Source organism: Candidatus Binatia bacterium, from assembly GCA_036563615.1.
In the GTDB taxonomy this organism is placed as follows: Bacteria; Desulfobacterota; Binatia; order UBA12015; family UBA12015; genus DATCMB01.
Genome location: DATCMB010000006.1, coordinates 326736 through 349414, shown reverse-complemented (window position 1 = coordinate 349414; position 22679 = coordinate 326736). Strand labels below are relative to the sequence as shown.

Annotated in this window: 16 protein-coding genes; 10 read left to right on the top strand and 6 right to left on the bottom strand. The window is 72.3% G+C overall.

Annotation, left to right across the window (positions count from 1 at the left end; all coding sequences use genetic code 11):
• Positions 1-9 precede the first annotated feature (9 nt).
• The 5 genes from VIS07_04440 to VIS07_04420 form a co-directional block, all read right to left on the bottom strand.
• Positions 10-1167 (bottom strand): efflux RND transporter periplasmic adaptor subunit, encoded by a 1158-nt coding sequence (locus VIS07_04440; protein ID HEY8514748.1) that lies wholly within the window; start codon positions 1165-1167, stop codon positions 10-12.
• Between the two features lie 166 nt (positions 1168-1333).
• On the bottom strand, positions 1334-1936 hold the full coding sequence (locus VIS07_04435) for a hypothetical protein (protein HEY8514747.1): 603 nt from the start codon (positions 1934-1936) through the stop codon (positions 1334-1336).
• A gap of 40 nt (positions 1937-1976) precedes the next feature.
• Complete coding sequence (locus tag VIS07_04430) at positions 1977-2561, bottom strand: hypothetical protein (protein ID HEY8514746.1); 585 nt, start codon at positions 2559-2561, stop codon at positions 1977-1979.
• A gap of 190 nt (positions 2562-2751) precedes the next feature.
• On the bottom strand, positions 2752-5934 hold the full coding sequence (locus VIS07_04425) for an efflux RND transporter permease subunit (GenBank protein HEY8514745.1): 3183 nt from the start codon (positions 5932-5934) through the stop codon (positions 2752-2754).
• A 6-nt stretch (positions 5935-5940) separates the two neighbouring features.
• Complete coding sequence (locus tag VIS07_04420) at positions 5941-7149, bottom strand: efflux RND transporter periplasmic adaptor subunit (GenBank protein HEY8514744.1); 1209 nt, start codon at positions 7147-7149, stop codon at positions 5941-5943.
• 151 nt (positions 7150-7300) lie between these two features.
• On the opposite strand from VIS07_04420, the gene VIS07_04415 reads away from it, so the two are divergent.
• The 6 genes from VIS07_04415 (at position 7301) to VIS07_04390 (ending at position 16249) form a co-directional block, all read left to right on the top strand.
• Complete coding sequence (locus tag VIS07_04415) at positions 7301-8230, top strand: TIGR03564 family F420-dependent LLM class oxidoreductase (GenBank protein HEY8514743.1); 930 nt, start codon at positions 7301-7303, stop codon at positions 8228-8230.
• Between the two features lie 123 nt (positions 8231-8353).
• A complete protein-coding gene (locus VIS07_04410; GenBank protein ID HEY8514742.1) occupies positions 8354-9619 on the top strand; it encodes a cytochrome P450 in 1266 nt (421 codons plus the stop codon).
• A gap of 23 nt (positions 9620-9642) precedes the next feature.
• Complete coding sequence (locus VIS07_04405; GenBank protein HEY8514741.1) at positions 9643-10596, top strand: hypothetical protein; 954 nt, start codon at positions 9643-9645, stop codon at positions 10594-10596.
• Positions 10593-11432: a zf-HC2 domain-containing protein gene (locus tag VIS07_04400; protein ID HEY8514740.1), complete on the top strand. Its 840-nt coding sequence runs from the start codon at positions 10593-10595 to the stop codon at positions 11430-11432. The genes VIS07_04405 and VIS07_04400 overlap by 4 nt, the downstream gene beginning before the upstream one ends.
• Positions 11433-11537: 105 nt before the next feature.
• Entirely contained in the window at positions 11538-15254 is a 3717-nt protein-coding gene (locus VIS07_04395; GenBank protein HEY8514739.1) for a CHAT domain-containing protein, read from the top strand.
• 212 nt (positions 15255-15466) lie between these two features.
• Positions 15467-16249, top strand: a complete 783-nt coding sequence (locus tag VIS07_04390; GenBank protein ID HEY8514738.1) for an isoprenylcysteine carboxylmethyltransferase family protein — start codon at positions 15467-15469, stop codon at positions 16247-16249.
• Positions 16250-16349: 100 nt separating this feature from the next.
• On the opposite strand, the gene VIS07_04385 is transcribed toward VIS07_04390, so the two are convergent.
• Positions 16350-17873: a PQQ-binding-like beta-propeller repeat protein gene (locus VIS07_04385; GenBank protein ID HEY8514737.1), complete on the bottom strand. Its 1524-nt coding sequence runs from the start codon at positions 17871-17873 to the stop codon at positions 16350-16352.
• Between the two features lie 107 nt (positions 17874-17980).
• Here VIS07_04385 and VIS07_04380 point away from each other — a divergent pair, with 107 nt between their 5' ends.
• The 4 genes from VIS07_04380 to VIS07_04365 all read left to right on the top strand — a co-directional run bounded on the left by VIS07_04380 (position 17981) and on the right by VIS07_04365 (position 22676).
• Complete coding sequence (locus VIS07_04380) at positions 17981-19087, top strand: Zn-dependent alcohol dehydrogenase (protein HEY8514736.1); 1107 nt, start codon at positions 17981-17983, stop codon at positions 19085-19087.
• 63 nt (positions 19088-19150) lie between these two features.
• Positions 19151-19780, top strand: a complete 630-nt coding sequence (locus tag VIS07_04375; GenBank protein HEY8514735.1) for a superoxide dismutase family protein — start codon at positions 19151-19153, stop codon at positions 19778-19780.
• Positions 19781-19949: 169 nt separating this feature from the next.
• Positions 19950-20360 carry a hypothetical protein gene (locus VIS07_04370; protein ID HEY8514734.1) on the top strand — a complete coding sequence of 137 codons (411 nt, stop codon included), beginning with the start codon at positions 19950-19952 and terminating at the stop codon, positions 20358-20360.
• Positions 20361-20570: 210 nt separating this feature from the next.
• Positions 20571-22676 (top strand): hypothetical protein, encoded by a 2106-nt coding sequence (locus VIS07_04365; protein HEY8514733.1) that lies wholly within the window; start codon positions 20571-20573, stop codon positions 22674-22676.
• Positions 22677-22679 lie beyond the last annotated feature (3 nt).

Here is a 22679-nt window from a genome sequence, read left to right as displayed (position 1 = left end):
CTGCGCGCGTCAGCCCGCGCGGCCGTTGGCGGCGTCGAGCGCGGCCTCGACCGTCGAGCGCTGCGGCACGACCTTGGCGCCCGGACGCGCGCGCTGCAGGCCGTTCACCACCACCCACTCGTCGAGGTCGAGCCCGCCGACGATGCGACGCATGCGTCCGCTGAGCGCGCCGACCTCGACGTCGCGGCGCTCGACGACGTTCTGGGCGTCGACCACGAGCACGTAGCGTCCCGCCTGATCGGCGGCGACGGCGAGGTCCGGGACGAGCAGCGCGCGCTCGCGGCTCGTCGGCACGCGCAGCTTGACGTAGGTGCCCGGCACGATGCGCCGGTCGGGATTCGGGAACAGCGCGCGGATGCGCAGCGTGCCGGTCTCGCGGTCGACCTGGTTGTCGGCCGACTCGACGACGCCCTGGTGCACGAAGTCGTCGTCGTTGGGCAGCGAGAGCAGCACCGGCTGGCGCGGCTGCTCGTCGTTCGAGGCGGCGCGCGCCGTCGGGTTCGCGCGCAGCCAGGTCTGCATCTGACGCTCGCTGACGTCGAAGTAGACGAACACCTCGGCGTCGTTGACGATGGTCGCGAGCAGCGTCGGCTCGCCCGAGCCGACGAGCGCGCCCTGGTCGACGAGGTTGCGCGAGATGCGTCCCGAGATCGGCGCGCGCACCTCGGTGTAGGACAGGTCGAGGCGCGCGGCCTCGACGTTGGCGCGCGCGAGCGCGACGTCGGCCTCCGCGCGGTCGTACTCCGCGACCCGCGTGTCGAGCTCCTGCGCGGCGAGGACGTTGTTCTTCGCGAGCGCCTTCGCCTTCGCGAGGTTGCTGCGCGCGAGCTCGAGCGACGCCTGCTTGCCCGCGAGGTCCGCCTCGGCCTGCGCGAGCCGTGCCCGGAACGGACGCGGATCGATGGTGAACAGCAGGTCGCCCTCGTTGACGATCGAGCCGGCGCGGAAGTGGATGCCGTCGATGAAGCCCTGCACCCGCGCGCGCACCTCGACCGTCTCGATGCCGGTCACCATCCCGGTCGCCTCGAGGTCGACGGAGATCTCGCGCTCGACGGGCTGCGCGACCGTCACCTCGGGCGGCGGCGGTACGTACGGCTCCGGCTCGCCGAAGCATCCGGCCGTCGCCAGCGCAGCGAGCAGGAGAACGATGCAGCGGACATGCAGCATGGCGGGACGTCGCGACCAGACACGCGCGCGCAGATCCGCCGCGGGAGGCGACGGCTGCGCGCCGCACGAGCGGTTAACATGCACGCCGAGCGCAGGAAATCGCGCCCGGCGCGCGGCCATCGCACGGACGTGGAGACGTCCCGGCCGTCGCTGCGTCAGGCTGCCGTCAGGCCTTCGGCTGCGGTCCGAGCACGATCACGAACACCTGCTCGTCCGCGAGCGGGATGCCGGGCCAGCTCGGGTTCTCGCGCTTCTTCTCCTCGTAGTACGACCGGTAGCCGGTCGCCGCCTTGACCTCGATGCCGCTCGCCTGCATGGCCTCGAGCGCGGTCTGCGCCCAGGTCGGCGGCTCCTCGTCGGCCATCAGCATCGAGACGCCGGGCTTGAGCACGAGCCCGCGCAGCGGCTCGCTGTGCACCTTCCAGCCGCCCTCGCGGAACACGCTCGCGAGCGCGTCGGCGAGCGCCTTGCTCTCGGCGTCGCCGGCTCCGTAGACGAACCACGCGGCGCGCGCCGGTGCGGTCTCGACCTTCAGCAGCTCGAGCATCGCCGCGCGCTCGCTCTCGTCCGGGGCGCGCGGGCTCTCGGTGGTCTTGGCGTCGGCGGCGGGCTTGGCGTCCGCGGCCGGCTTGGCGTCCGCGGCCGGCTTGGATTCGGAGGCGGGCTTGGCCGCGTCGTCCGCGAGCGCAAGCGTCGGGGTGCAGAGCAGGAGGGCGGCGACGGCGGCTCTGCGCGCCGGGCGGGGCAAGACCAAGCGGAGGATGCGCATCCGCCTCGTCTACCCCGCCCGCTCGCGTGCAGACAAGACGCTACCCTTCGCTCGGCTCGACCGTGACCGCGATCGCCTCGGTGAAGGTGATGTCGACCATGTCGCCGACCTCGAGCTGGCCGAGCTTGTCCTGGTCGCGGACCTTGATGGTGCGCAGCGTGCCGTCCGGGCCCTCGAGCGTGATCTCGGATTCCTGCTTGTCGACGTCGGTGATCTTCATGGTCAGCGTCACGGTCTGCGCGCCGATGACGCCGGGCTTCTGACCTTCCTTCGCGCGATCGACCTCGGCGGCGGTGCCGATCGACGGCGCGCTGCCGTCCGACTTCCGCACCTCGTACGCGACCGACTCGTAGTACGTCGTGACGAGCCGATCGCCGGGATCGATCTGATCGAAGTTCTGGACGCTCTCGGGCACGTGCATCGTGACCGGGTCGCCGTCCTGTCCTTCGAAGGTGACCATGCGCTTCGCCTTGTCGACCTTCAGCACCTTGGCGCTGGTCTGCACCATCCCCTCCTGCACGACGCCGCTCGGCTTGCCCTGATCGGCGAGCGCCGGCGTGGCGACGAGCAGCGCGAGAGAGGCGGTTGCGGCGTACAGCGCGCCGCGTCCGAGGTATCGAACCATGTTCGCTCCTTTTCTCTGGCTCGCCGCGCTCTCTGCGGCGAGCGGTGCACGGGCTCTACCAGCTTCGCGCCGACGACCGAAGCGCGGGCTGCGCAAACGCCAGCGCAACGCGCGCGCCGCGAGCGCATCGCGAGCGCGCGTCAACGCCGAAGCACCGTGCGGGCGCGAGCGCTGCAGCGCCGTGCGCGCGCTAGAGCCGCAGCGCCGTGCGCGCGCGGGTCGCGAGGCCGCGCAGATCGAACCCCGCCGTGCGCTCGCGCACGCGCAGCGCGAGGTCGTCGAAGATGCCGTACGCGACCGGCGTCACGACCAGCGTCAGGACGAGCGACAGCGTCTGCCCGCCGATCACGACGATCGCGATCGTGCGCCGCTCCTCCGCGCCCGGGCCGGTTCCGAGCGCGAGCGGCATCATGCCGGCGACCAGCGTCAGCGTCGTCATGAGGATCGGACGCAGTCGGTCGCGGCTGCCCTGCAGGATCGCCGCCGAGCGCTCGAGCCCCTGCGCGCGCAGCTGCTTGATGTGGTCGATCTGCAGGATGGAATTTTTCTTGACGACGCCGAACAGCACCAGGATGCCGAGCGCCGAGTACAGGTTCAGCGTGTCGTGGAACAGCCAGATCGACAGCAGCGCGAACGGCACCGCGAGCGGCAAGGAGAGCAGGATCGTCACCGGGTCGATCAGGCTCTCGTACTGCGCGGCGAGGATCATGTACATGAAGATGATCGACAGCAGGAACGCCCACAGGAACTCGCGGAACGCGCGCTCGAGCTCGCGGCCGCGGCCGGTGACGGCGGTGCTGTAGCCGGGCGGCAGCCCGATCTCCTCGACCGCCTTCTGCAGCGCCTCGAGGCGGTCGCCGAGCGCGTAGCCCGGCGCGACGGTCGCGCGCACCGCGGCGACGCGCTGGCGATCGAGGCGGTCGATGCGTGAGGCGGTGGTCGCGGGCTCGAGGCGCGCGACCGTGTCGAGGCGCACGATGCCGCCGCCGGGACGCGCGACCCAGAGCCGCGAGATCGTCGCCGGGTCGTTGCGGTCGCCCTCCTCGAGGCGAATCTGCACGTCGTAGTCCTCGTTCACCGTCGGGTCGATGAAGCGCGACACCCGGTCGTCGCCGCCGACCATGAGGCGCATCGCCATCGCGACGTCCTCGACGGCGACGCCGAGGTCGGCCGCGCGGTCGCGGTCGATGACGACGCGCAGCTCGGGCTTGTCGAGCTTGAGGGTCGTGTCCGCGTCCGCGATGCCGCCCATCTCGAGCGCCTTGTTGCGCAGCTCCTCCGAGAGCTGCGCGAGCGTCTCGAGGTCCGGGCCGCGGATGTTGAAGTCGATGTCGACCGAGGCGCCGCCGAGGTTGAACGCCGGCGCGTTGCGCACCGAGATGCGGAGGTCCTTGAAGCGCTTGAGGCGCGCGCGCAGGTCCTGCATCACGTCGCGCTGGCTGAAGTTGCCGCGGAACGCCGAGAGCGGATCGAGCGTCAGGATGCCCTTCACCAGGCGGCTCAAGGACAGCGTGCGCTCGTCGTGCGGCGTCAAGAGCACGGTCGCGCGCCCGGTGTTGGTCGCGTCGAGGAAGCCGCCGCCGACGGTGGTCAGCACCGTCTCGACGCCCGGCGTGGCGCGGATCTCCGCCGCCACCGCGCGCATCGCCTCGTCCATCGCCGCGATGCTCGTGCCCTCGGGCGCGGTCACCGCGACCTCGAACTCCGCCTCGTCGACGTCGGTCGGGATGTATTCCTGGCGGATCACCGTATAGAGCGGGATCGACGACAGGATCACCAGGACGCCGAACGTGCCGACCAGCTTGGGCCGCGCGAGCGCCCAGGTGAGCGCGCGCGCGTACCAATCGTCGAGGCGCGCGTAGAAGCCGCTGCGCGAGGCCGCGGCGCCCTCGCGCTCGGGACGCAGCAGCCGCGAGCACATCATCGGCGTCAAGCTGAACGACACCAGCAGGCTGACCATGATCGCGACCGCCGCGGTGAGCCCGAACTGGTAGAGGAAGCGCCCCGAGATGCTCGACATGAACGACACCGGGACGAACACCACGACGAGGCTCAGCGTCGTCGCCAGCACCGCGAGGCCGATCTCGGCGGTCGCCGCGCGCGCCGCCTCCATCGGCGGCATCTTCTTCTCCTCGACGAAGCGGAAGACGTTCTCGAGCACGACGATCGCGTCGTCGATGACCACGCCGACCATCAGCACGAGCGCGAGCATCGTCACGCCGTTCAGCGTGAAGTCGAGCAGCCACATGAAGGCGAAGGTGGCGATGGTCGACGCCGGGATCGCGACGCTCGCGATCACCGTCGAGCGCCAGCTGCGCATGAACGCGAGCACGACGAGCGAGGCGAGGATCGCGCCCAGCACCAGGTGCAGCGTGATCTCGTGCAGCGCCGCGTAGATGTACTTCGACTGGTCGCGCACGATCTGGATGCGCACGTCGGGCGGGATCTGCTTCGCGACCTCGGCGAGATTCTTCTTGACGGCCTCGATGACCTCGACGGTGTTGGCGCCCGTCTGACGGCGGATCTCGAGCACCACGGTCGGCACGTCGTCGAGGCGCGCGAGCGAGCGCTGCTCCTTGGTGCCGTCCTCGGCCCAGCCGACGTCGCGGACGCGGATCGGCACGCCGTCGCGCGTCGCGATCACGAGGTCGTCGAACGCGGCGGGGTCGGCGAGCCGACCCATGGTGCGCAGGTTCGACTCCGTCGTCGGCGTGGTGACGTTGCCGCCCGGCACCTGGCTGTTCTGGCGCAGGATCGCGTCGCGCACGGCGGTGATCGGCAGACCGAGCGCGGCGACGCGGTCCGCGTCGACCCAGATGTTGATCGCGCGCTCGAGCCCGCCGACGACGCGCACCTCGCCGACGCCGCGCGCGCGCTCGAGCTGCACCTTGATGACGCGCTCGGCGAGGTCCGTGAGCTCGCGCTGCGAGCGGTCGGCCGAGAACGCGATCGACATGATCGGGCTCGACTCGTTGTCGAACTTCTGCACCACCGGCGGGTCGAGCTCGGGCGGCAGCTCGCGCAGCACGCTCGACACGCGGTCGCGCACGTCCTGCGTCGCGACGTCGGTGTCACGCGACAGCTCGAAGTTCGCGATGATGTTGGCGGTGCCGTTGCCGCTGACCGAGCGCAGCTCGTCGAGGCCCTCGACGGTGTTGACCACCTCCTCGAGCCGCTGCGCGACCTCGGTCTCCATCTCCTGCGGCGCCGCGCCGGGCAGCATCGCGCGCACGCGGACCTGCGGGATGTCGACCTCGGGGTAGCGGTCGATGCCGAGCTGCATGTAGGCGGCGGCGCCGACCACGACCAGGGCCAGGATCAGCATGGTCGCGAAGACCGGACGCCGGATGCAGACTTCCGCGAGCTTCTGCATCTGGCTTCAGCCGCTCGCGACGACCGCCTGGCCGCCGATCAGGTTGCCGGGCTCGACGATCACCGACTCGCCCGCGGCGACCCCGCCCAGCAGCTCGACCAGATCGCCCGAGCGGCGCCCGACGCGCACGCGCTTCTCGACCGCCTTGCCCTCCTCGACCGTGAGCACCTTGCTCACGCCGGCGAAGGTCACCACCGCGCTCGAGGGCACGAGCAGCGCCGGCGCGTCGGGATCGACCACGATCTCGCCGGTCGCGAACGAGCCGGGGCGCAGCTCGTCGTTCTCGTTCGGGATCTCGGCCTCGATCATCACCGTGCGCGTCGTCTCGTCGACCGCCGGGCTGACGCGCTTCACCTTCCCTTCCGCGACCGTCTGCTCGCCCTCGACGCGCACGCGCACCGGCTGCCCGACCTGCACCAAGGCCGCCTCGCGCTCGGGCACCGCGAGACGCAGGCGCAGCGGGTGCATGCGCACGATCGTCACCACCGGCTGGCCGACGTCGAGGTAGCCGCCGATCGACAGGTGGCGCTCGCGGACGGCGCCGTCGAACGGCGCGCGCAGCGTCGCGTCGGCGAGCTGCTGCTCGGCGATGCGGAGCTGCGTCTTGCGCTCGGCGACCAGCGCGATGCGCGAGCGCACCTCCTCGACGGCCTCGTTGTAGCGCGCCTCGGCGACCCGGTAGTCGGCCTCCGCGGTGTCGAGCTCCGAGCGCGCGACGATGCCGTCCTCGTGCAGCTTGCGCATCCGCTCGCGGTTGAGCCGCTGCTGATCGAGCACCGCCTTCGCCTGGCGGACGAGCGAGGCGCGCTCGACCGCGACCTTGTCGTCGCCCGAGCCGTCGAGCGGCACGCCGAGGCGCGCGCGCGCCTGCGCGAGCGCGGTCTGCGCCTGCTCGACCCGGAGCTGGAAGTCCTGCAGGTCGAGCACCGCGACGACGTCGCCTGCACGGACGACGGAGCCGAGGTCGACCGGCAGCTCCGCGAGCCGGCCCGCGACCTTGGTGTTCAGCACCACCTGGTCCTCGGCGGCGAGCGTCCCGGTCGCGGTCACCGTGACCGGCAGCGTGCCCGCCAGCACCGGCGTCAGGCGGACGCGGCGCGGCTCGTCGGCCTCGCTGCGCGCGGTCGCGTCGGCGCGTCCGTTGCCGCAGCCCACGCCGCAGGCGAGCAGCGCGACGAGCAGGAGCGCGCCGGCCGTCGGGAGCCGAAAAACCATTGGCTGGTTAGAACATGAAGTCGCGCGGCGCGCGACGTGCCGGGCCGGCGGCATCCCCCGTTGGACGGAGCTGCCCGGGACGCGATTCGAGCGCCGTCGTTGCCGCAGCGCGCGATTGCACCACCTCGTCGCTTTTGGGAGGCTCGCCCGCATGCGCATCGGCATCGGCATCGGCGACGTCGGCGGCAAGCCCGCCACCATCGACGACCTCATCGAGCAGACGCAGGCCGCCGAGCGTGACGGCTTCGCGTCCGCCTGGTTCGCGAACATCTTCGGCTTCGACGCGATCCTCACGGCGACCGTCTGCGCGCGCGCGACGAGCCGCATCGAGGTCGGCACGGCGGTCGTGCCGACCTACCCGCGCCACCCGACCGCGATGGCGCAGCAGGCGATGTCGGCGGCGGCCGCGAGCGGCGGACGCTTCACGCTCGGCATCGGGCTTTCGCACCAGCTCGTCATCGAGGGGATGTTCGGCCTGTCGTTCGCGAAGCCCTACAGCCACATGCGCGAGTACCTCGCCGTGCTCCTGCCGCTGCTGCGCGAGGGCAAGGTCGCGTACGAGGGCAACGAGTTCCGCGTGAACGCGACGCTCGACGTGCCCGGCGCGAAGCCGCCGTCGGTGCTGATCGCGGCGCTCGCGCCGAAGATGCTGGCGCTCGCCGGCACCGTCACGGACGGCACCGTCACCTGGATGACCGGTCCGAAGACGCTGCGCGAGCACGTCGTGCCGCGGATCAACGAGGCGGCGGCGCAGGCCGGACGCCCGGCGCCGCGCGTCGTCGCGGGGCTGCCGATCGCGGTCTCCGACGACGTCGCTGCGGCGCGCGAGACCGCGGGACGCATCTTCCAGGTCTACGGCGTGCTGCCGTCCTACCGCGCGATGCTCGACCGCGAGGGCGTCGAGAACCCGGGCGACGTCGCGCTGGTCGGCGACGAGAGCGCGGTCGGCGAGCAGATCGCGCGGCTCGCCGAGGCCGGCGTCACGGATCTCCTGGCGTCGATCTTCCCGGTCGGCAAGGACCCTGCGGCGTCGATCGCGCGCACGCGCGCGCTGCTGGTCGAGACGCTGCGGCGCGTCTGAAGGATCCTGCGCCGTCGCTGACGCGCCGCGCGGAATTCGGTCACGACGCTCGCGTCGCGACCCCTCGGGGCTCTTGGGCTGTCCGTCACCCGTGATAGAGTCCCGGCCGCGAGGAGGTTCGCGATGCAGGCAGCGTTGTCCCTCGACGACATCGACATCATCAGCAATCGGACCTTCGGGGAGCACGGCTATCCCCACGAGGCCTGGGCCCTCTTGCGGCGGGTCGCGCCGATCTACTGGTACGACCGCCCGCACGCGCAGCCGCCCTTCTGGGTGGTCACCAAGCACGCCGACATCGTGACCATCTCGCGGCAGCCGAAGCTCTTCCTGAATGCGCCGCGCCTCGCGGTGTTCCCCGAGCTGCCGGTACGGCCGCCGGAGGAGGAGCCGGCCCGCCACCTGATCAACATGGACCCGCCGGAGCACGGCAAGTTCCGCAAGATCGTGAGCGCGCGCTTCACGCCGCGCGCCGTGCAGTCGATGCGTCCCGCCGTCGAGAAGATCGCCGACGACCTGCTCGACACGCTGCCCGCCGACGGCGAGTGGCACGAGATGGACTTCGTCGAGAAGATCTCGGCGCGCTTGCCGCTCGAGGTGCTCGCCGACCTGCTCGGCGTGCCGCGCACCGACTGGGACAAGCTGTTCCACTGGACGAACGAGACCATCGGCTCGGGCGACCCGGAGTACCAGGAAGGCGCGACCGCCGAGGAGACCGCCGAGCGCGCCCGCATCGCGCTCTTCCAGTACTTCGCCGACATGGTCGAGGAGCGGCGCAAGCGGCCGACCGACGACATCGTCAGCCTGATCGCGAACGCGCAGCTCGACGGCAGCTACGTCCCCGAGCGCGAGCTGCTGTCCTACTACTACCTGCTCGTCGTCGCGGGGAACGAGACGACGCGCAACGCGACCTCGGGCGGCCTGCTCGCGCTGATCCAGAACCCGGGCGAGCTCGAGAAGCTGCGCCGCGACCCGTCGCTGCTCGACTCGGCGATCGAGGAGATCCTGCGCTGGACGTCGCCGGTCATCCAGTTCTGCCGCACCGCGGCCGAGGACGTCGAGATGCGCGGCGTCAAGATCCGCAAGGGCGACGCGCTCTGCCTGTTCTACCCGTCGGCGAACCGCGACGAGGAGGTCTTCGAGGATCCCTTCACGTTCCGCATCGACCGTCAGCCGAACCCGCACCTCGCGTTCGGCATCGGCGAGCACTTCTGCCTCGGCGCGAACCTCGCGCGCCTCGAGCTGCGCGCGATCTTCGGCAAGCTGGTCGAGCGGCTGCTCGACGTCGAGCTCGCGGGTCCGGTGTCCCGGCTGCACTCGAGCTTCGTCGGCGGCATCAAGCGCGTGCCGATCCGCTACCGGCTCAAGCCGCGGCGCGCGAACGGCGGCTGAGGGGAAGCGATCCCGGCCGCCGGATGGAGAGGTCGAGCGAAGAGCTACGCAAGTGGCTCGCGGCATGCGCTGAGGGCGACGGCGACGCCCGGCGCGCGTTCCAGGACGAGTTCGCGAGCGACATCTACTCCTTCCCGACCCGCATCTACGGCGTCCCGGCGGAGCTCGCCGCCGACTTCTACGTCTACGCCTTCGAGCGCGACCGGATCTTCACCCGGCTCGCGACCTTCGAGGGCCGCAACCAGATCCAGCTCCGGACCTTCCTCTCCTTCTACGTCCTGAAGAGCATCTTCCTCGAGTGGCAGCGGACGCTGCACGACATCGACACGGTGTCGCTCGCGACCCCGGTCGGCGAGGACGGCGCGCGCACCCTCGAGGACGTCCTGCCCGCGCCCGACACCGCGCCCGAAGCGCGGCAGGCGGCGCCGGCCGACGACGCGGCCGAGCTCTGGGCGTCGCTCAGCGAGACCGAGCGGCTCGATCTCAAGCTCCTCTCGCTCCTCGACTGCGAGCTCGAGCCCGACGACGTGCGGCTCATCGCCCGCTCCGCGAAGCGCTCGATCACCGAGACCCTGGAGCTCATCGCCGAGATCCGCGCGGGCTTGCAGCAGCGCGACGTCCGTCTCGCCGAGCTGCAGGCCGAGCTCGACTCGGCCTGGGGCTGGATCGTCCTCCGACAGAACGAGCTGCAACAAACGGAAGAAAAGATTCGTCTTCTACCCTCGGACGGATCGGCGGCGCGGGCCCGGCTGGAGGAGAAGCGGGAGCGGCTGCGCGCCAAGATCGCGAAACGGGAGCGCCAGCGAGGGCGTATCGTGGCGGAGATGGCCGACTTCAAGATGACGACCCCCTACAAGGACATCGCCCGCCTGCTGGGTGTGGGCGTCGGGACGGTGTGCTCGCGGATCCACCGCCTGCGTCAGAAGCTCGCGGCGCGCGCCGGACAGGCCACGCCCGAGACGGGGGCACGCTCGTGACCGTCGCCGGCCACCCCACGGGCGAGGACCTGTCGCGGCTCGTCGACGGCGAGCTCGCCGGCGCCGAGCGGACCGCGCTCGAGGAGCACCTCGGCGGCTGCAGCGCGTGCCGCGCGTCCTTCGATGCGCTCGCGCAGGCCGACACGGCGCTTCGCAGATCCGCGCGCACGAGCGCGGCAGCCCGCCGCGTCCCCGAGCGCGGCGCCGGCTGCCTGCCCGAGGGCACGCTGGTCGCGCTCGCGCACGGCGCGCTGGACCCGTCGGCCGCCGAGCACGCGGAGCTCCACCTCGCGCGCTGCGACGCCTGCCTGGTCGCCGCCGGCGAGGCGATCGCGCTGCGCCGCGCGCTCGCGACGGCGAGCGCGGTCGCGGTGCCCGAGGCGCTGAAGAGCCGCGTCGCGTCGCGCTGGACGCCCGCCGAGGAGAAGAAGACCGCGGCCGGCGTCGTGGTGCGGCTCGTGCGCGGCGCGCTCGAGCTCGTCGAGCGCACGCTGGGCGAGGGCATCCTCGGCATCGAGCCGCTCGCGGTCGCGACCCCGGTCGTGCGCGGCACGAACGGCTCGCCGCTGTCGTTCGTCATCCGCGCGCCGGGCGCCGAGATCCGCGCGACGCTCGTCCCCGACGGCGACGTCGTCGCGCTGACGCTCGCGCTGCGCGACCTCGACGGTCGCGGGCTCGCCGGACAGCGCGTCGCGCTGCGCCGTCAGCGTCGCGCGATCTTCTCGGCGCGCACCGACGAGACGGGCGAGCTCTCGACGCCCAACCTCGAGCGCGGCGTCTACGAGGTGTCCTGCCCGGGCATCGCGACCGACTTCCGGCTCGATTTGCGGTCTTGACGGTCTCGACGGGCGGCGCGCGACGTCCGCGAGCGGCCGCGTAAATCTGGCCTGCGCCCTTCCTCGGACGGCGGGGCTTCGCTATCTCCTCCAGCGAGGACCCTGGTGGAGAACCCGCCGATCCAGCTCACGGTCCTACGCCAAGGCGACGTGCACATCGTCGACCTGGCCGAGGTCGGTTCGCTGATCCCGCGCAGCGAGACGCGCGTGGATGCGGCGTTCCTCGCGCAGCTCGCCGACGAGATGCGCCGCGTCGCCGGCCCGGCGCACGACCCGCAAGGCGGACGACTGCGCGAGCTGCAGCGTCTCGGCGCCCTCGTCTACTCGCACCTGCTGCCCGAGACGGCGCAGCGCCGGCTGCGCGAGGCGGGACGCTGCGATCTGCACCTGCGGCTCGACGAGCAGCTCCTCGGCGTGCCCTGGGAGCTTTGCCACGACGGCGAGTCGTTCGTCGCGACCAAGCTCCGGGTCGGGCGTCAGGTGATCACGAGCCGGCCGATCCGCGAGACCGTCGCCCCGCGCCGCGCCGACGCGCCGCTGCGCGTGCTGATCGTCGCCGACCCGACCGAGACGCTGCCGTCCGCGGCCGGCGAAGCCGATCGCCTGTGCGAGCTGCTCGACGGCATCGCCGGCGTCGAGGTGACGCTGCTCGGCGGCCGCGGCGTGCGCAAGATCCCGCTGCTCGCCGCGCTGCAGGAGCACGACGTCGTGCACTTCGCCGGCCACAGCTTCTACGACGCGGCCGACCGCGGGCGCAGCGGCTGGCGGCTCGACGACGGCGTGCTGACCGCGGACGAGCTCGGCAGGCTTCTGCCGCCGCCGGCGCTGGTGTTCTCGAACTCCTGCCAGGCGGCGACGACCACCGGCTGGCCGTCGACCGGGCGCCACGACGCCGACACGCACGGCATCGGTGGCGCTTGCTTGCTCGCCGGCGTGAAGAGCTTCGTCGGCACGCTGTGGGAGGTGCACGACGAGGACAGCGTGCACCTCGCCGTCGCCTGCTACCGGGCGCTCGCCGCCGGCGCGTCGCTCGGCGAGGCGCTGCTGCGCGCGCGCGAGACCGTGCTCGCCGAGGGCACGTCGAGCGCGACCTGGGCGAGCTACGTCCTCTACGGCGATCCGACGCTCGCGCCGTTCGCCGGTGCGGCGGCCGCCGCGAGCGCAGGGCTGCGCTCCGCGACGCCGGGTCGGCGCGAGAGCGCGCGCTTCGACGTGCAGATCGCGCACGTCGGCTCGGAGGAGGCGCGCGTCGGCGTGGTCGCGGCGGGCGGCGGACCGATCGTCGGCCGCGCGGAGGTGGTCGAGCGGCTCGAGAACGCGCTCGAGCTCGCGCGCGGCGGCCGCCGTCAGATCGTGCTCGTCACCGGACCGCCCGGCATCGGCAAGACCACCGTGGTCGACGCGTTCCTCGCGCGCGTCGCCGCACGCGGCGACGCGCTCATCGGGCAGGGACAGTCGGTCGAGCAGTACGGCTCGGGCGAGGCGTACCTGCCGGTGCTCGAAGCGTGGAGCCGGCTGTGCCGCGACGATCCGTCGCGCACGCTCGTGCAGGAGCTGCACCGGCGCGCGCCGAGCTGGCTCGCGCAGCTGCCGAGCGCCGGCGGCGGACGCGAGCCGGTCGGCGGCGACGCGACCGCGGCGACGACGCGCGACCGCATGCTGCGCGAGATGGCGGAGCTCGTCGAGGCGGTGTCGGCGGAGCGCTTACTCGTCCTCGCGCTCGAGGACCTGCACTGGAGCGACCACTCGACGCTCGATCTCGTGTCGTACCTCGCCGAGCGGCGCGAGCGTGCGCGGCTGCTGCTCGTCGGCACCTTCCGTCCCGAGGAGACGATGGGCGGCAGCCACCCGCTGCGCGCGATCGCGCAGCGGCTGCGCGCGCGCGGCCGCTGCGACGAGGTGCGGCTCGAAGCGCTCGGCGAGGCCGACATCGCGGAATATCTCGCCGGTCGCTTCCCCGACGCGAGCGTTCCGCGCAGCCTCGCGCGTCTCCTGCACGCGCGCACCGAGGGCCACCCGCTCTTCGTGGTCAACGTCCTCGACTACCTGCTGCGCGAGGGCGTGATCCGCGAGGAGAACGGTCAGATCGTCTTCCGCGACGGCGTCGAGGAGCTTCCGGCCGGTCTGCCCGAGAGCCTGCGCCGCATGATCGACCGCCAAGTCGAAGCGCTCGACGAGGAAGATCGGCGCGTGGTCGAGGCGGCGAGCGTCGCGGGCGTCGACTTCTGCGTCGCGTCGGTCGCCGCGGCGCTCGACGAGGAGCCCGACGCGATCGAGGAGCGCTGCGAGGCGCTCGCCTGGAGCGGACGCATGGTACGTGGGCACGGCGTCGAGGAGTGGCCCGACGGCACGGTGTCCGGCCGCTACCGCTTCCTGCACGCGCTCTACCAGGAGGCGCTGTACGCGCGCATGGCGGAAGCGCGTCGCGTGCGGACGCACAAGCGGATCGCGCTGCGCAAGGAGGACGCCTTCGGCAGCCGCAGCGGCGAGATCGCGAGCGAGCTCGCCGCGCACTACGAGGCGGCGCGCGACGTGCAGCGTGCGGTCGTGCACCGCACGCGCGCCGGCGACAACGCGATCGCGCGCCATGCGTCGCGCGAGGCGGTCGATCATCTGTCGCGCGCGCTCGCGCTGCTGCCGAGGGTCTCCGGCAGCGAGCACGAGCGCGCCGAGCTCGAGCTGTCGCTGCTCGTCAAGCTCGCGACCCCGCTGATGTCGACGCGCGGCTACGGCGCGAAGGAGGTCCAGCAGGTCTTCGAGCGGGCGCGCGCGCTGTCGCGCAACCTGCCGAGCGGGCCGCACCTGCTGCCGCTGCTGCGCGGCATGGTGTCGTTCCACCACGTGCGCGGGCAGAACCGCGTCGCGCGCACGATCGGCGAGGAGCTGCTCGCGCTGTGCGCGACCGCGGGCGACCGCATCGCCGAGGTGCAGGCGCACTACGGGCAGGGCGCGCTGCTCTACGACCTCGTCGAGCTCGGGCCGGCGCGCCAGCACCTCGAGCACGCGCTCTCGCTCTACGATCCGGCGACGCACGCGGCGCACGTGTCGCGCTACGGCGGCTACGACCCGGGTGTCGCGTGCCGTTGCTGGCTCGCGTGGGTGAGCTGGCTGCGCGGCCAGCCGGACACCGCGGTGCAGCTCGGCGAGGAGGCGATCGCGCTCGCGCACGAGCTCGGCCACCCGCTGACGCTCAACTTCGCGCACCTCGCGAACGCGCTCGTCTACCTCTACCGCGGCGAGACCGAGGCGGCCCAGGTGCAGCTCGACGCCGCGGAGACGATCTCGCGCCGCGAGGGCTTCGTCTACCAGGACGCGCTCGCCGCGCTGTCGCAGGGCTGGATCTCGCTCACGCGCGGCCGCGCCGAGGAGGCGCTGCGCCAGCTCGAGGTGTCGCTCGCGCGCCTCGATGCGACCGGCGCCGGGCTCGCGCGCCCCGGCTTCCTGACCTTGATCGCGTTCGCCAAGGCGCTGTGCGGCAGGCTCCCCGAGGCGCTCGCGCACGTCGACGACGGCATCGCGGAGGCGACCCGCACCGAGCAGCCGCTGCACCTGATCGAGCTGCACCGCGCGAAGGGCGAGCTGCTGGCGTGGTCCGGCGCCGACCCGAGCGAGGTCGAGCGCTGGCTCTCGACCGCGGTCGAGCTCGCGCGCGCGCTCGGGGTGCGCAGCCACGAGCTGCGCGCCGCGACCTCGCTCGGGCGCCTGTGGGCGTCGCGCGGCGAGAAGGAGCGCGCGCGGGACCTGCTCGCGCCGCTGGTCGAGGCGTATACGGAAGGGCGCGACATCCGCGACGTGCGCGACGCGGCCGCCCTGCTCGCCTGACGCGGCTCCCGCGAGCTCGGGCGTCACCGCACGTCGCGACCTGCGGCGGCCGTCTTGCCCGTCGACTGCGTCGCCCCGGCGCCCGTGGCTGCGCCGTCCGCACGTTCTCCGCGCGGTCGTGCAATCAGCGGCGCCCTTCGTCGCGTCTTCCTCCCCGAACCGGCCGACGCGCCGGCAACTGGGACCGGGTGACCGGCAGGAGGAACGTACAGATGAGCTTGCCCGCGAGAATCGCTGCCTTCGTCTACGGGGTCGCGTGCTACGCGATCTTCTTCGCAACCTTCCTCTACGCGATCGGCTTCGTCGGCAACTTCGTGGTGCCGAAGTCGATCGACTCGGGGCCCGAGGTTCCGTTCGGCGTGGCGCTCGCGGTGAACCTCGCCCTGCTCGCGATCTTCGCGGTCCAGCACAGCGTCATGGCGCGGCCCGCGTTCAAGCGGGCGTGGACGCGCATCGTGCCGGAGCCGGTCGAGCGCAGCACCTACGTGCTCTTCTCGAGCCTCGCGCTGATCCTGCTGTTCTGGCTCTGGCAGCCGATGGGCGGCGTCGTGTGGCAGGTCGAGAACGAGAGCGCGCGGCTCGCGCTGCACGCGATCTGCGCGGCCGGCTGGCTCACGGTGCTGGTCAGCACCTTCCTGATCAACCACTTCGACCTCTTCGGCCTGCGTCAAGTATGGCTCTGCCTGCGCGGCCGGCCCTACGTGCCGCTCGCCTTCCGCACGCCTGGCCCGTACCGCGTCGTGCGGCACCCGCTGTACGTCGGCTGGCTGCTCGCCTTCTGGGCGACGCCGACGATGACCGCGGCGCACCTCGTGTTCGCGCTGCTCACGACCGGGTACATCCTGGCCGCGATCCAGCTCGAGGAGCGCGACCTGATCACCGCGCACGGCGAATCGTACCGGCGCTACCGCGAGAGCGTGCCGATGCTGATCCCGGGTCTGCGCCGCCGCCGCGCACGGCGCGTCGACGTCGCGACGGTGGCGGCGCGCTCCTGAGCGCGTCCGGTTCGGAGCGGTAGCGCCGCGCACGGCGCGTCAAGCACCGCCGCGCACGGCGCGTAAGAAAAGAAGGCGTTTCAGCGCGTCCGGCGCGGCTTCAGCGCGGCAGGCGCAGCGCCAGCAGCACCGCCGGGTTCGACAGCCCGACCGGCCACACGATCACGTCGTCCGCGACCGCCGGCGAGGAGTTGATGCCGCCGGGCGCGTCGTAGATCCACACGGTCGCGCCGGTCGCGCGGTCGAGCGCGATGATCTGGCCCTGCAGGGTCGCCGTCCAGACGAGATCGTTCACCACCGTCGTGCCGCCGAGCGGGTCGCCCGGCACGAAGACGTCCCAGACGATGCGGCCGTCGCGTGCGTCGATCGCCACCACCTGGCCGTCCATGGTGCCGACGTTGCCGCCGAGGATCTCCGGCACGTCGGGCTCGAGGATGCTCGGCGCATTCAGCGTCGCGACGTAGACGATGCCGTCGGCGGTCGACGGCGGCGTGAGCACGCCGCCGAACGTGCCCGGCAGCACCTCGGTCGGCCCCTCGAGCGCGGTCAGGTCGTCGTTCTGGTGGATGCCGACCGGCGTCGTCCACAGCGTCGCGCCGGTGTCGATGTCGTGGCCGATCACCTTGCCGCCCTTGCCGGTCGCGACCACGATGCGGCGGGTGCGGCCGCCCTCGCGCACGTCGACGAGCAGGCTGTGGATCAGGTCGTGGTCGAAGAGGTCGTGCGGGATCGCCTGCTGGTACCAGTCGAGCGCGCCGTCGCGCAGATCCAGCGTGACCAGCGTGTTGGTGTAGAGGTTCGGGCCCGGACGGCTCGAGCCGTTCGGGAACTCCGCCGTGCCGGGGAACGGCGCGGGGTTGGCGACCGCCCAGTAGATCCGCTTGCGCTCGGTGTCGATCGCCGGCGGGTACCAGGCGCCGCCGCCCGAGTTGACCTCGGGATTGCCCCAGAAGCCGGGCTCGATGGTGTCGAAGGTCCACACCACGTCGCCGGTGTCCTGGCGCAGCGCGTGCAGCACGCCCTGATCGCCGCCGGTGTAGACGCCCTGCAGGCTGATCGGCACCGAGCTCGCGAACACGAGATCCGCGTACACGGTCGGCTGGATGTCGATGCCGTCGGTCGCCGTGCGCGTCAGCGAGCGACGCCAGATCTCGGCGCCGTTCGTCGCGTCGAGCGCGACGATCGCCTCGGTGCCGATGACGCCGAAGATCTTGCCCCAGCCGAGCGCGACGCCGTTCGGACCGATCACGAACCGGTCGTACTCGGTGCGCCAGCGCACCGCGCCCGTCTCGCGGTCGATCGCGTGGATGTTGCTGCTCAGATCCTCGAGGTAGATCGTGTCGCCGACGATCAGCGGCGTGGTCGCAACGTTGCCGTACGCGCCACGTCCAGGCAGCGGCGTCTGCCACGCCGGAACGAGCGTCGCGACGTTGCTCGCATCGATCGTCGAGTCGGTGGTCGCGCGCGTGTTCGCGTAGTCGCGTCCCGGGAGCGGCCAGTCGTCCGCGTGCTCGCGCACCTCGGGCGGGATCGCCGGGTCGACCGACGCGCGCTGGGCGTCGGAGCAGGCGACCACGAGAGCCGCGGCGAGCACGAGAAGGAATCGAGCGTCGACGGTGCGCATCGGGCGAACCTTCCACGGCCCGTCGCGCCGCTCAAGACCGTCCCGACTGGGAATCGGCTTGCGCCGCAGCCGGGAAAGCGGCACGCCAGGAAGGCGGAGGTGCGACCATGCGCGCAGCGCTGCTGGTGGAGGCGGGCAAGCCGCTCGTCCTCTGCGACGACGTCGAGATCGGCGAGCCGAAAGCGGGTCAGGTGCGCGTGCGCGTGCAGCACTGCGGCGTGTGCCACTCGGATCTCAGCATCGTCGACGGCACCTTCCCGAGCCCGATGCCGGTGATCCTCGGGCACGAGGCGGCGGGCGTGGTCGACGCCGTCGGCCCGGACGTCACGCACCTCGCGCCGGGAGATCACGTCGTGCTGACGCCGCTCGCGCCCTGCGGCACCTGCTACTTCTGCCTCCGCGACGAGCCCGGCGTGTGCGTCAACTCGAGCGCGATCACGACCAGCACGCTGCCCGACGGCACGACCGGACTTGCGCGCGGCGGCGCGACGGTGTGGCGGGGCGTCGGGCTCGGCGCGTTCGCCGAGTACGTGCTCACGCCGGCGAGCGGCGCGGTGAAGATCGCTCCGGACGTGCCGCTCGACGTCGCCTGCGTGATCGGCTGCGCCGTGCAGACGGGTGTCGGCGCGGTGCTCAACACGGCGCGCGTCGAGCCCGGCGCCACGGTGCTCGTCATGGGGCTCGGCGGCGTCGGGCTCAGCATCGTGCAGGGCGCGCGCGTCGCGGGCGCGGCGCGGGTGATCGCCGCCGATCCGCTGTCCGAGCGGCGCGCGGCGGCGGCGCGGCTCGGCGCCACCGACGTGCTCGACCCGAAGGAGGTCGACGTCGCCGCGCGCACTTTTGAATTGACGGGCGTCGGCGTCGACTACGCGTTCGACGCCGTCGGTCGCGCGGCGCTGATCCAGGACGGGCTGCGCGCCTGTCGGCCCGGCGGCACGACGGTGTGCGTCGGCGCAGCACCGCTCGACGACGTCATCACGATCGCGCCGGCGGCGCTGTTCACGATCACCGAGAAAAAGCTCGTCGGCTGCACGCTCGGCAGCAGCAACTCGCTGCGCGAGATTCCGCGCTTGATCGCGCTCTGGCAGGCGGGACGCCTCGACCTCGAGGCGCTCGTCACCGCGCGGCGTCCGCTCGTCGAGATCGATCTCGCGATGGCCGATCTGCGCGCGGGGCGCGGCATCCGCACGGTGATCGACGTCGCAGGGGGCTGACGGCACGCAGCGTGCTCTGCGGCGACCCCGCAACGGACGAAACGAGAGAGAAAGGAGAAGTCGATGACACGAGCGACACGCTGGTCGGTTCTGGCTGCTGCCCTGGCTCTCGCAACGCCTGCGTTCGGACAGTCGGCGGCGCCCGATGCGGCGAAGATGCCCGCGACGCAGGGCGGCGCGCAGCAGGGCACCGCCGGTGACGCGGGCGCGGGCAAGGAGGCCGCGCACGCGGAGCTGGTCGACGCGAAGGGCAACAAGGTCGGCTGGGTGCGGATCCGCGAGACGCCGAACGGACTCATCCTGCACACGCGGCTCTCCGGTCTGCCGGCGGGCGAGCACGCCTTCCACGTGCACGAGGTCGGCAAGTGCGAGCCGCCCTTCGACTCCGCGGGCGGGCACTACAACCCCGGCAAGAAGGAGCACGGCTTCGCCGTCCAGGGCGGCTACCACGCGGGCGATCTGCCGAACATCACCATCCCGAGCGAGGGAGCGGTCGAGATCGACGTCTTCGCGGTCGGGCTCACGGTCGCGGACGGCCCGAACCGGCTCCTCGACGAGGACGGGTCGGCGCTGATCGTCCACGCGGGGGTCGACGACTATGCCTCGCAGCCATCGGGCAATGCAGGTGGCCGGATCGCGTGCGGCGTCGTCAAGCAGGGCGCCATGCCTGCCGCGTCGGGTGCAGGCTCGTAAAGGGTCGGCGCGGCGTTTCTACAAAGTGCCCGTGAACGTGCGCGCCAAAGTGCAGGCCGACGACGCCGAAGCAGCGTCGTAGACGACGAGGCGTGATGGCACGGGCAATGCTCGCCTCCTGACCGCAGCGGCGCGCTCGGCGATCGAGCGCGCCGCCGGAAAGGTCACCATGTTGGCGATGCGCGTGCCCGTCGTGGCAACCCTGGCGGCAACTCTGCTCTTGATCGCGAGCGTCGCGACCGCACAGCAGGATCCGCAGCCCAAGCGCGCGCCGACGGTGCAGGACGATCCCTCGGTGCCTGCGACGAATCCCGAGACCCGCTCGCGCACCGCGGGCGGGACCGAGGGTTTCACCGGGCTCCACCAGATGAGCGGCACCGTCACCCAGATCGACAAGACGACCGGAGCGCTGGCCATGCAGTCCGACGCCGGCCAGCAGATCCGGGTGCACTTCCCGCCGACCGCATTGCAGTCGGTCGAGCAAGGGGATCGCATCACCGTCCAGCTCGCGCTCAAGCCGGCGCCGGATGGGGCGGCTGGCACGGATGGTGCGAACGAGAGGAGGACGGGCACGGACTGATCGTGCCCGCGAACGGGCGTACGGCGATCAGGCGAAAGGCGTCGGGTCAACGTATGCCGGGGGTCCCGCGGTGGAGCTTGGGGCCAGCTCCGCCGCGGGACCATTTTTTGCGCCGCAGGTTCCGTCTTGCCCGTCGCGGTGCGGGGGTGGATGATCCGCTCGACCTGATCCACGCTTCGACCGTCGGACACCCTCGACCTGGAGCTTCTCGTGCGCACCACCCGACCCGGCCGCCCGCTCCGGCTTGCCGCAGCCCTCTCGGTCTCCGGCTTCGCGCTGCTCGCGCTCGCCGCGTCCGCCGACGCCCAGTCCGGCGTCCTCGACCCGACGTTCGGCGCGGGCGGTGTGACGAGCGTGGCGATCGGCAACGGTGACGACTTCGGCAACGCGCTCGCGATCGACGCCGAGGACCGCATCGTCGTCGCCGGCACCTGCCAGCAGGCGAACGACGACTTCTGCGTCACGCGCCTGACGCTCGAGGGCGCGCTCGACGCGAGCCTCGCCGGCAGCGGCAAGCTCGCGATCCCGGTACGCGGCGAGATCGACCGCGCCTCCGCCGTCGCGCTGCAGGACGACGGCAAGATCGTCCTCGCCGGCTTCAGCCGGCAGGCGGGCAAGGACGAGTTCGCGCTCGTGCGCGTCGACGAGAGCGGCGCGCTCGACCCGAGCTTCGACGGCGACGGCAAGGTGACGACGGCGCTCGGCGCGGTCGAGGATCAGGCGCGCGCCGTCGCCGTGCAGGCGGACGGCAAGATCGTCGCCGCCGGCTACTCGCGCAGCGGCTCGAACCGCGACCTCGCGCTCGTGCGCTACACCGCGACCGGCGAGCTCGACCCGACGTTCGACGGCGACGGCATCCTCGTGCTGGGCGTCGGCACCGGCGACGACGAGGCAGGCGCGATCGCGATCCAGCCGGACGGCAAGATCGTGGTCGCAGGCTACGCGGCGGACGGCAGCCAGCACGACTTCCTCGTCGCGCGCTTCCTGCCGAGCGGCGCGCTCGATCCGGGTTTCAACGGCGGCGCGCCGGTGCGCATCGCGTTCGGCACCGGCAACGAGTTCGCGAACGGCGTCGCGCTGCAGGACGACGGCAAGATCGTGGTCGCAGGCTACGCGCGCGTCGGCACCGTGTTCCACTTCGCGGTCGCGCGTCTGCTCGCGAACGGCACGCTCGATTCGACCTTCGACGGCGACGGCAAGGTGACGACGGCGATCGGCACCACGTCGCAGGCGAACGCGGTCGCCATCGATCCGACGGGCCGCATCCTGGTCGCGGGCTTCGCGCGCATCGCCGGCAGCGACGACTTCGCGCTCGCGCGCTACGACACCGACGGCAGCCTCGACGAGAACTTCGCGGGCGGCTTCGTCACGCTCGCGATCGGCAACGGCGTCGACGTGGCGAACGGCGTGCGCGCGCAGCGCGACGGCAAGATCGTCGTCGCCGGCACGAAGCGCACCGCCAACGACGACGACTTCGCGATCGTGCGCTACCTGGTCGACGACTGCGGCAACGGCACGATCGACCTCGGCGAGGAGTGCGACGGCGGCGCGCTGATCGACGGCGACTGCTGCGACGCCGCCTGCCAGCTCCTGCCCGCCGCGACGCTGTGCCGCGCGGCCGAGGACGCGTGCGACGTCGCCGACTTCTGCGACGGCGTGAGCGGCGTCTGCCCCGACGCGCGCAAGCCCGACGGCGACGACGACGGCGTGTGCGACGAGCACGACCTCTGCCCCGTCGATCCGGACCCCGAGCAGCAGGACGGCGACGACGACGGCCTCGGCGACGCCTGCGACCCGTGCACGAACGGCGTGCTGGTCGGCAAGCCGAAGATCCGCATGACCAAGTTCACGACCGGTCCGGGCGACGACACCTTCACCTTCACCGGCCAGCTCGACCTGCCCGCGCCGCCGACCGGGCTCGATCCGGTGACGAAGGGCGCGCGCGTGATCCTCGCCGACGCGACGGGCAAGGTGCTGCTCGACGTCGCGGTCCCGCCCGGCGCCTACGACAAGACGACGCGCACCGGCTGGACGGCGAGCAAGCGGGGCAACGTGTTCAACTTCCGCTCGAAGACGCTCGCCGGCGGGCTCGTCGACAAGCTCAAGATCTCGTTCGCGCCCTCGAAGCCGAAGCTGCTCAAGTTCACGATGTCGGGACGGCGCGGCGGATTCGCGGCCGCACCGCCGGCGCTACCGCTGTCGGCGGTCGTGGTGATCGACGCGCCGACCGCGGCGACCGGCGAGTGCGGCGAGATCGCGTTCGCGCCGGGCGGCTGCGCGTTCAACCGCAACGGCAGCACGCTGACCTGCAAGTAGCGC

What these genes read in the sequence shown, in the direction of transcription:
- VIS07_04440 (HEY8514748.1), bottom strand. Translation starts at nt 1,167, where the DNA reads ATGCTGCATGTCCGCTGCATCGTTCTCCTGCTCGCTGCGCTGGCGACG.
- VIS07_04435 (HEY8514747.1), bottom strand. Translation starts at nt 1,936, where the DNA reads ATGCGCATCCTCCGCTTGGTCTTGCCCCGCCCGGCGCGCAGAGCCGCC.
- VIS07_04430 (HEY8514746.1), bottom strand. Translation starts at nt 2,561, where the DNA reads ATGGTTCGATACCTCGGACGCGGCGCGCTGTACGCCGCAACCGCCTCT.
- VIS07_04425 (HEY8514745.1), bottom strand. Translation starts at nt 5,934, where the DNA reads ATGCAGAAGCTCGCGGAAGTCTGCATCCGGCGTCCGGTCTTCGCGACC.
- VIS07_04420 (HEY8514744.1), bottom strand. Translation starts at nt 7,149, where the DNA reads ATGGTTTTTCGGCTCCCGACGGCCGGCGCGCTCCTGCTCGTCGCGCTG.
- VIS07_04415 (HEY8514743.1), top strand. Translation starts at nt 7,301, where the DNA reads ATGCGCATCGGCATCGGCATCGGCGACGTCGGCGGCAAGCCCGCCACC.
- VIS07_04410 (HEY8514742.1), top strand. Translation starts at nt 8,354, where the DNA reads ATGCAGGCAGCGTTGTCCCTCGACGACATCGACATCATCAGCAATCGG.
- VIS07_04405 (HEY8514741.1), top strand. Translation starts at nt 9,643, where the DNA reads ATGGAGAGGTCGAGCGAAGAGCTACGCAAGTGGCTCGCGGCATGCGCT.
- VIS07_04390 (HEY8514738.1), top strand. Translation starts at nt 15,467, where the DNA reads ATGAGCTTGCCCGCGAGAATCGCTGCCTTCGTCTACGGGGTCGCGTGC.
- VIS07_04385 (HEY8514737.1), bottom strand. Translation starts at nt 17,873, where the DNA reads ATGCGCACCGTCGACGCTCGATTCCTTCTCGTGCTCGCCGCGGCTCTC.
- VIS07_04380 (HEY8514736.1), top strand. Translation starts at nt 17,981, where the DNA reads ATGCGCGCAGCGCTGCTGGTGGAGGCGGGCAAGCCGCTCGTCCTCTGC.
- VIS07_04375 (HEY8514735.1), top strand. Translation starts at nt 19,151, where the DNA reads ATGACACGAGCGACACGCTGGTCGGTTCTGGCTGCTGCCCTGGCTCTC.
- VIS07_04370 (HEY8514734.1), top strand. Translation starts at nt 19,950, where the DNA reads ATGTTGGCGATGCGCGTGCCCGTCGTGGCAACCCTGGCGGCAACTCTG.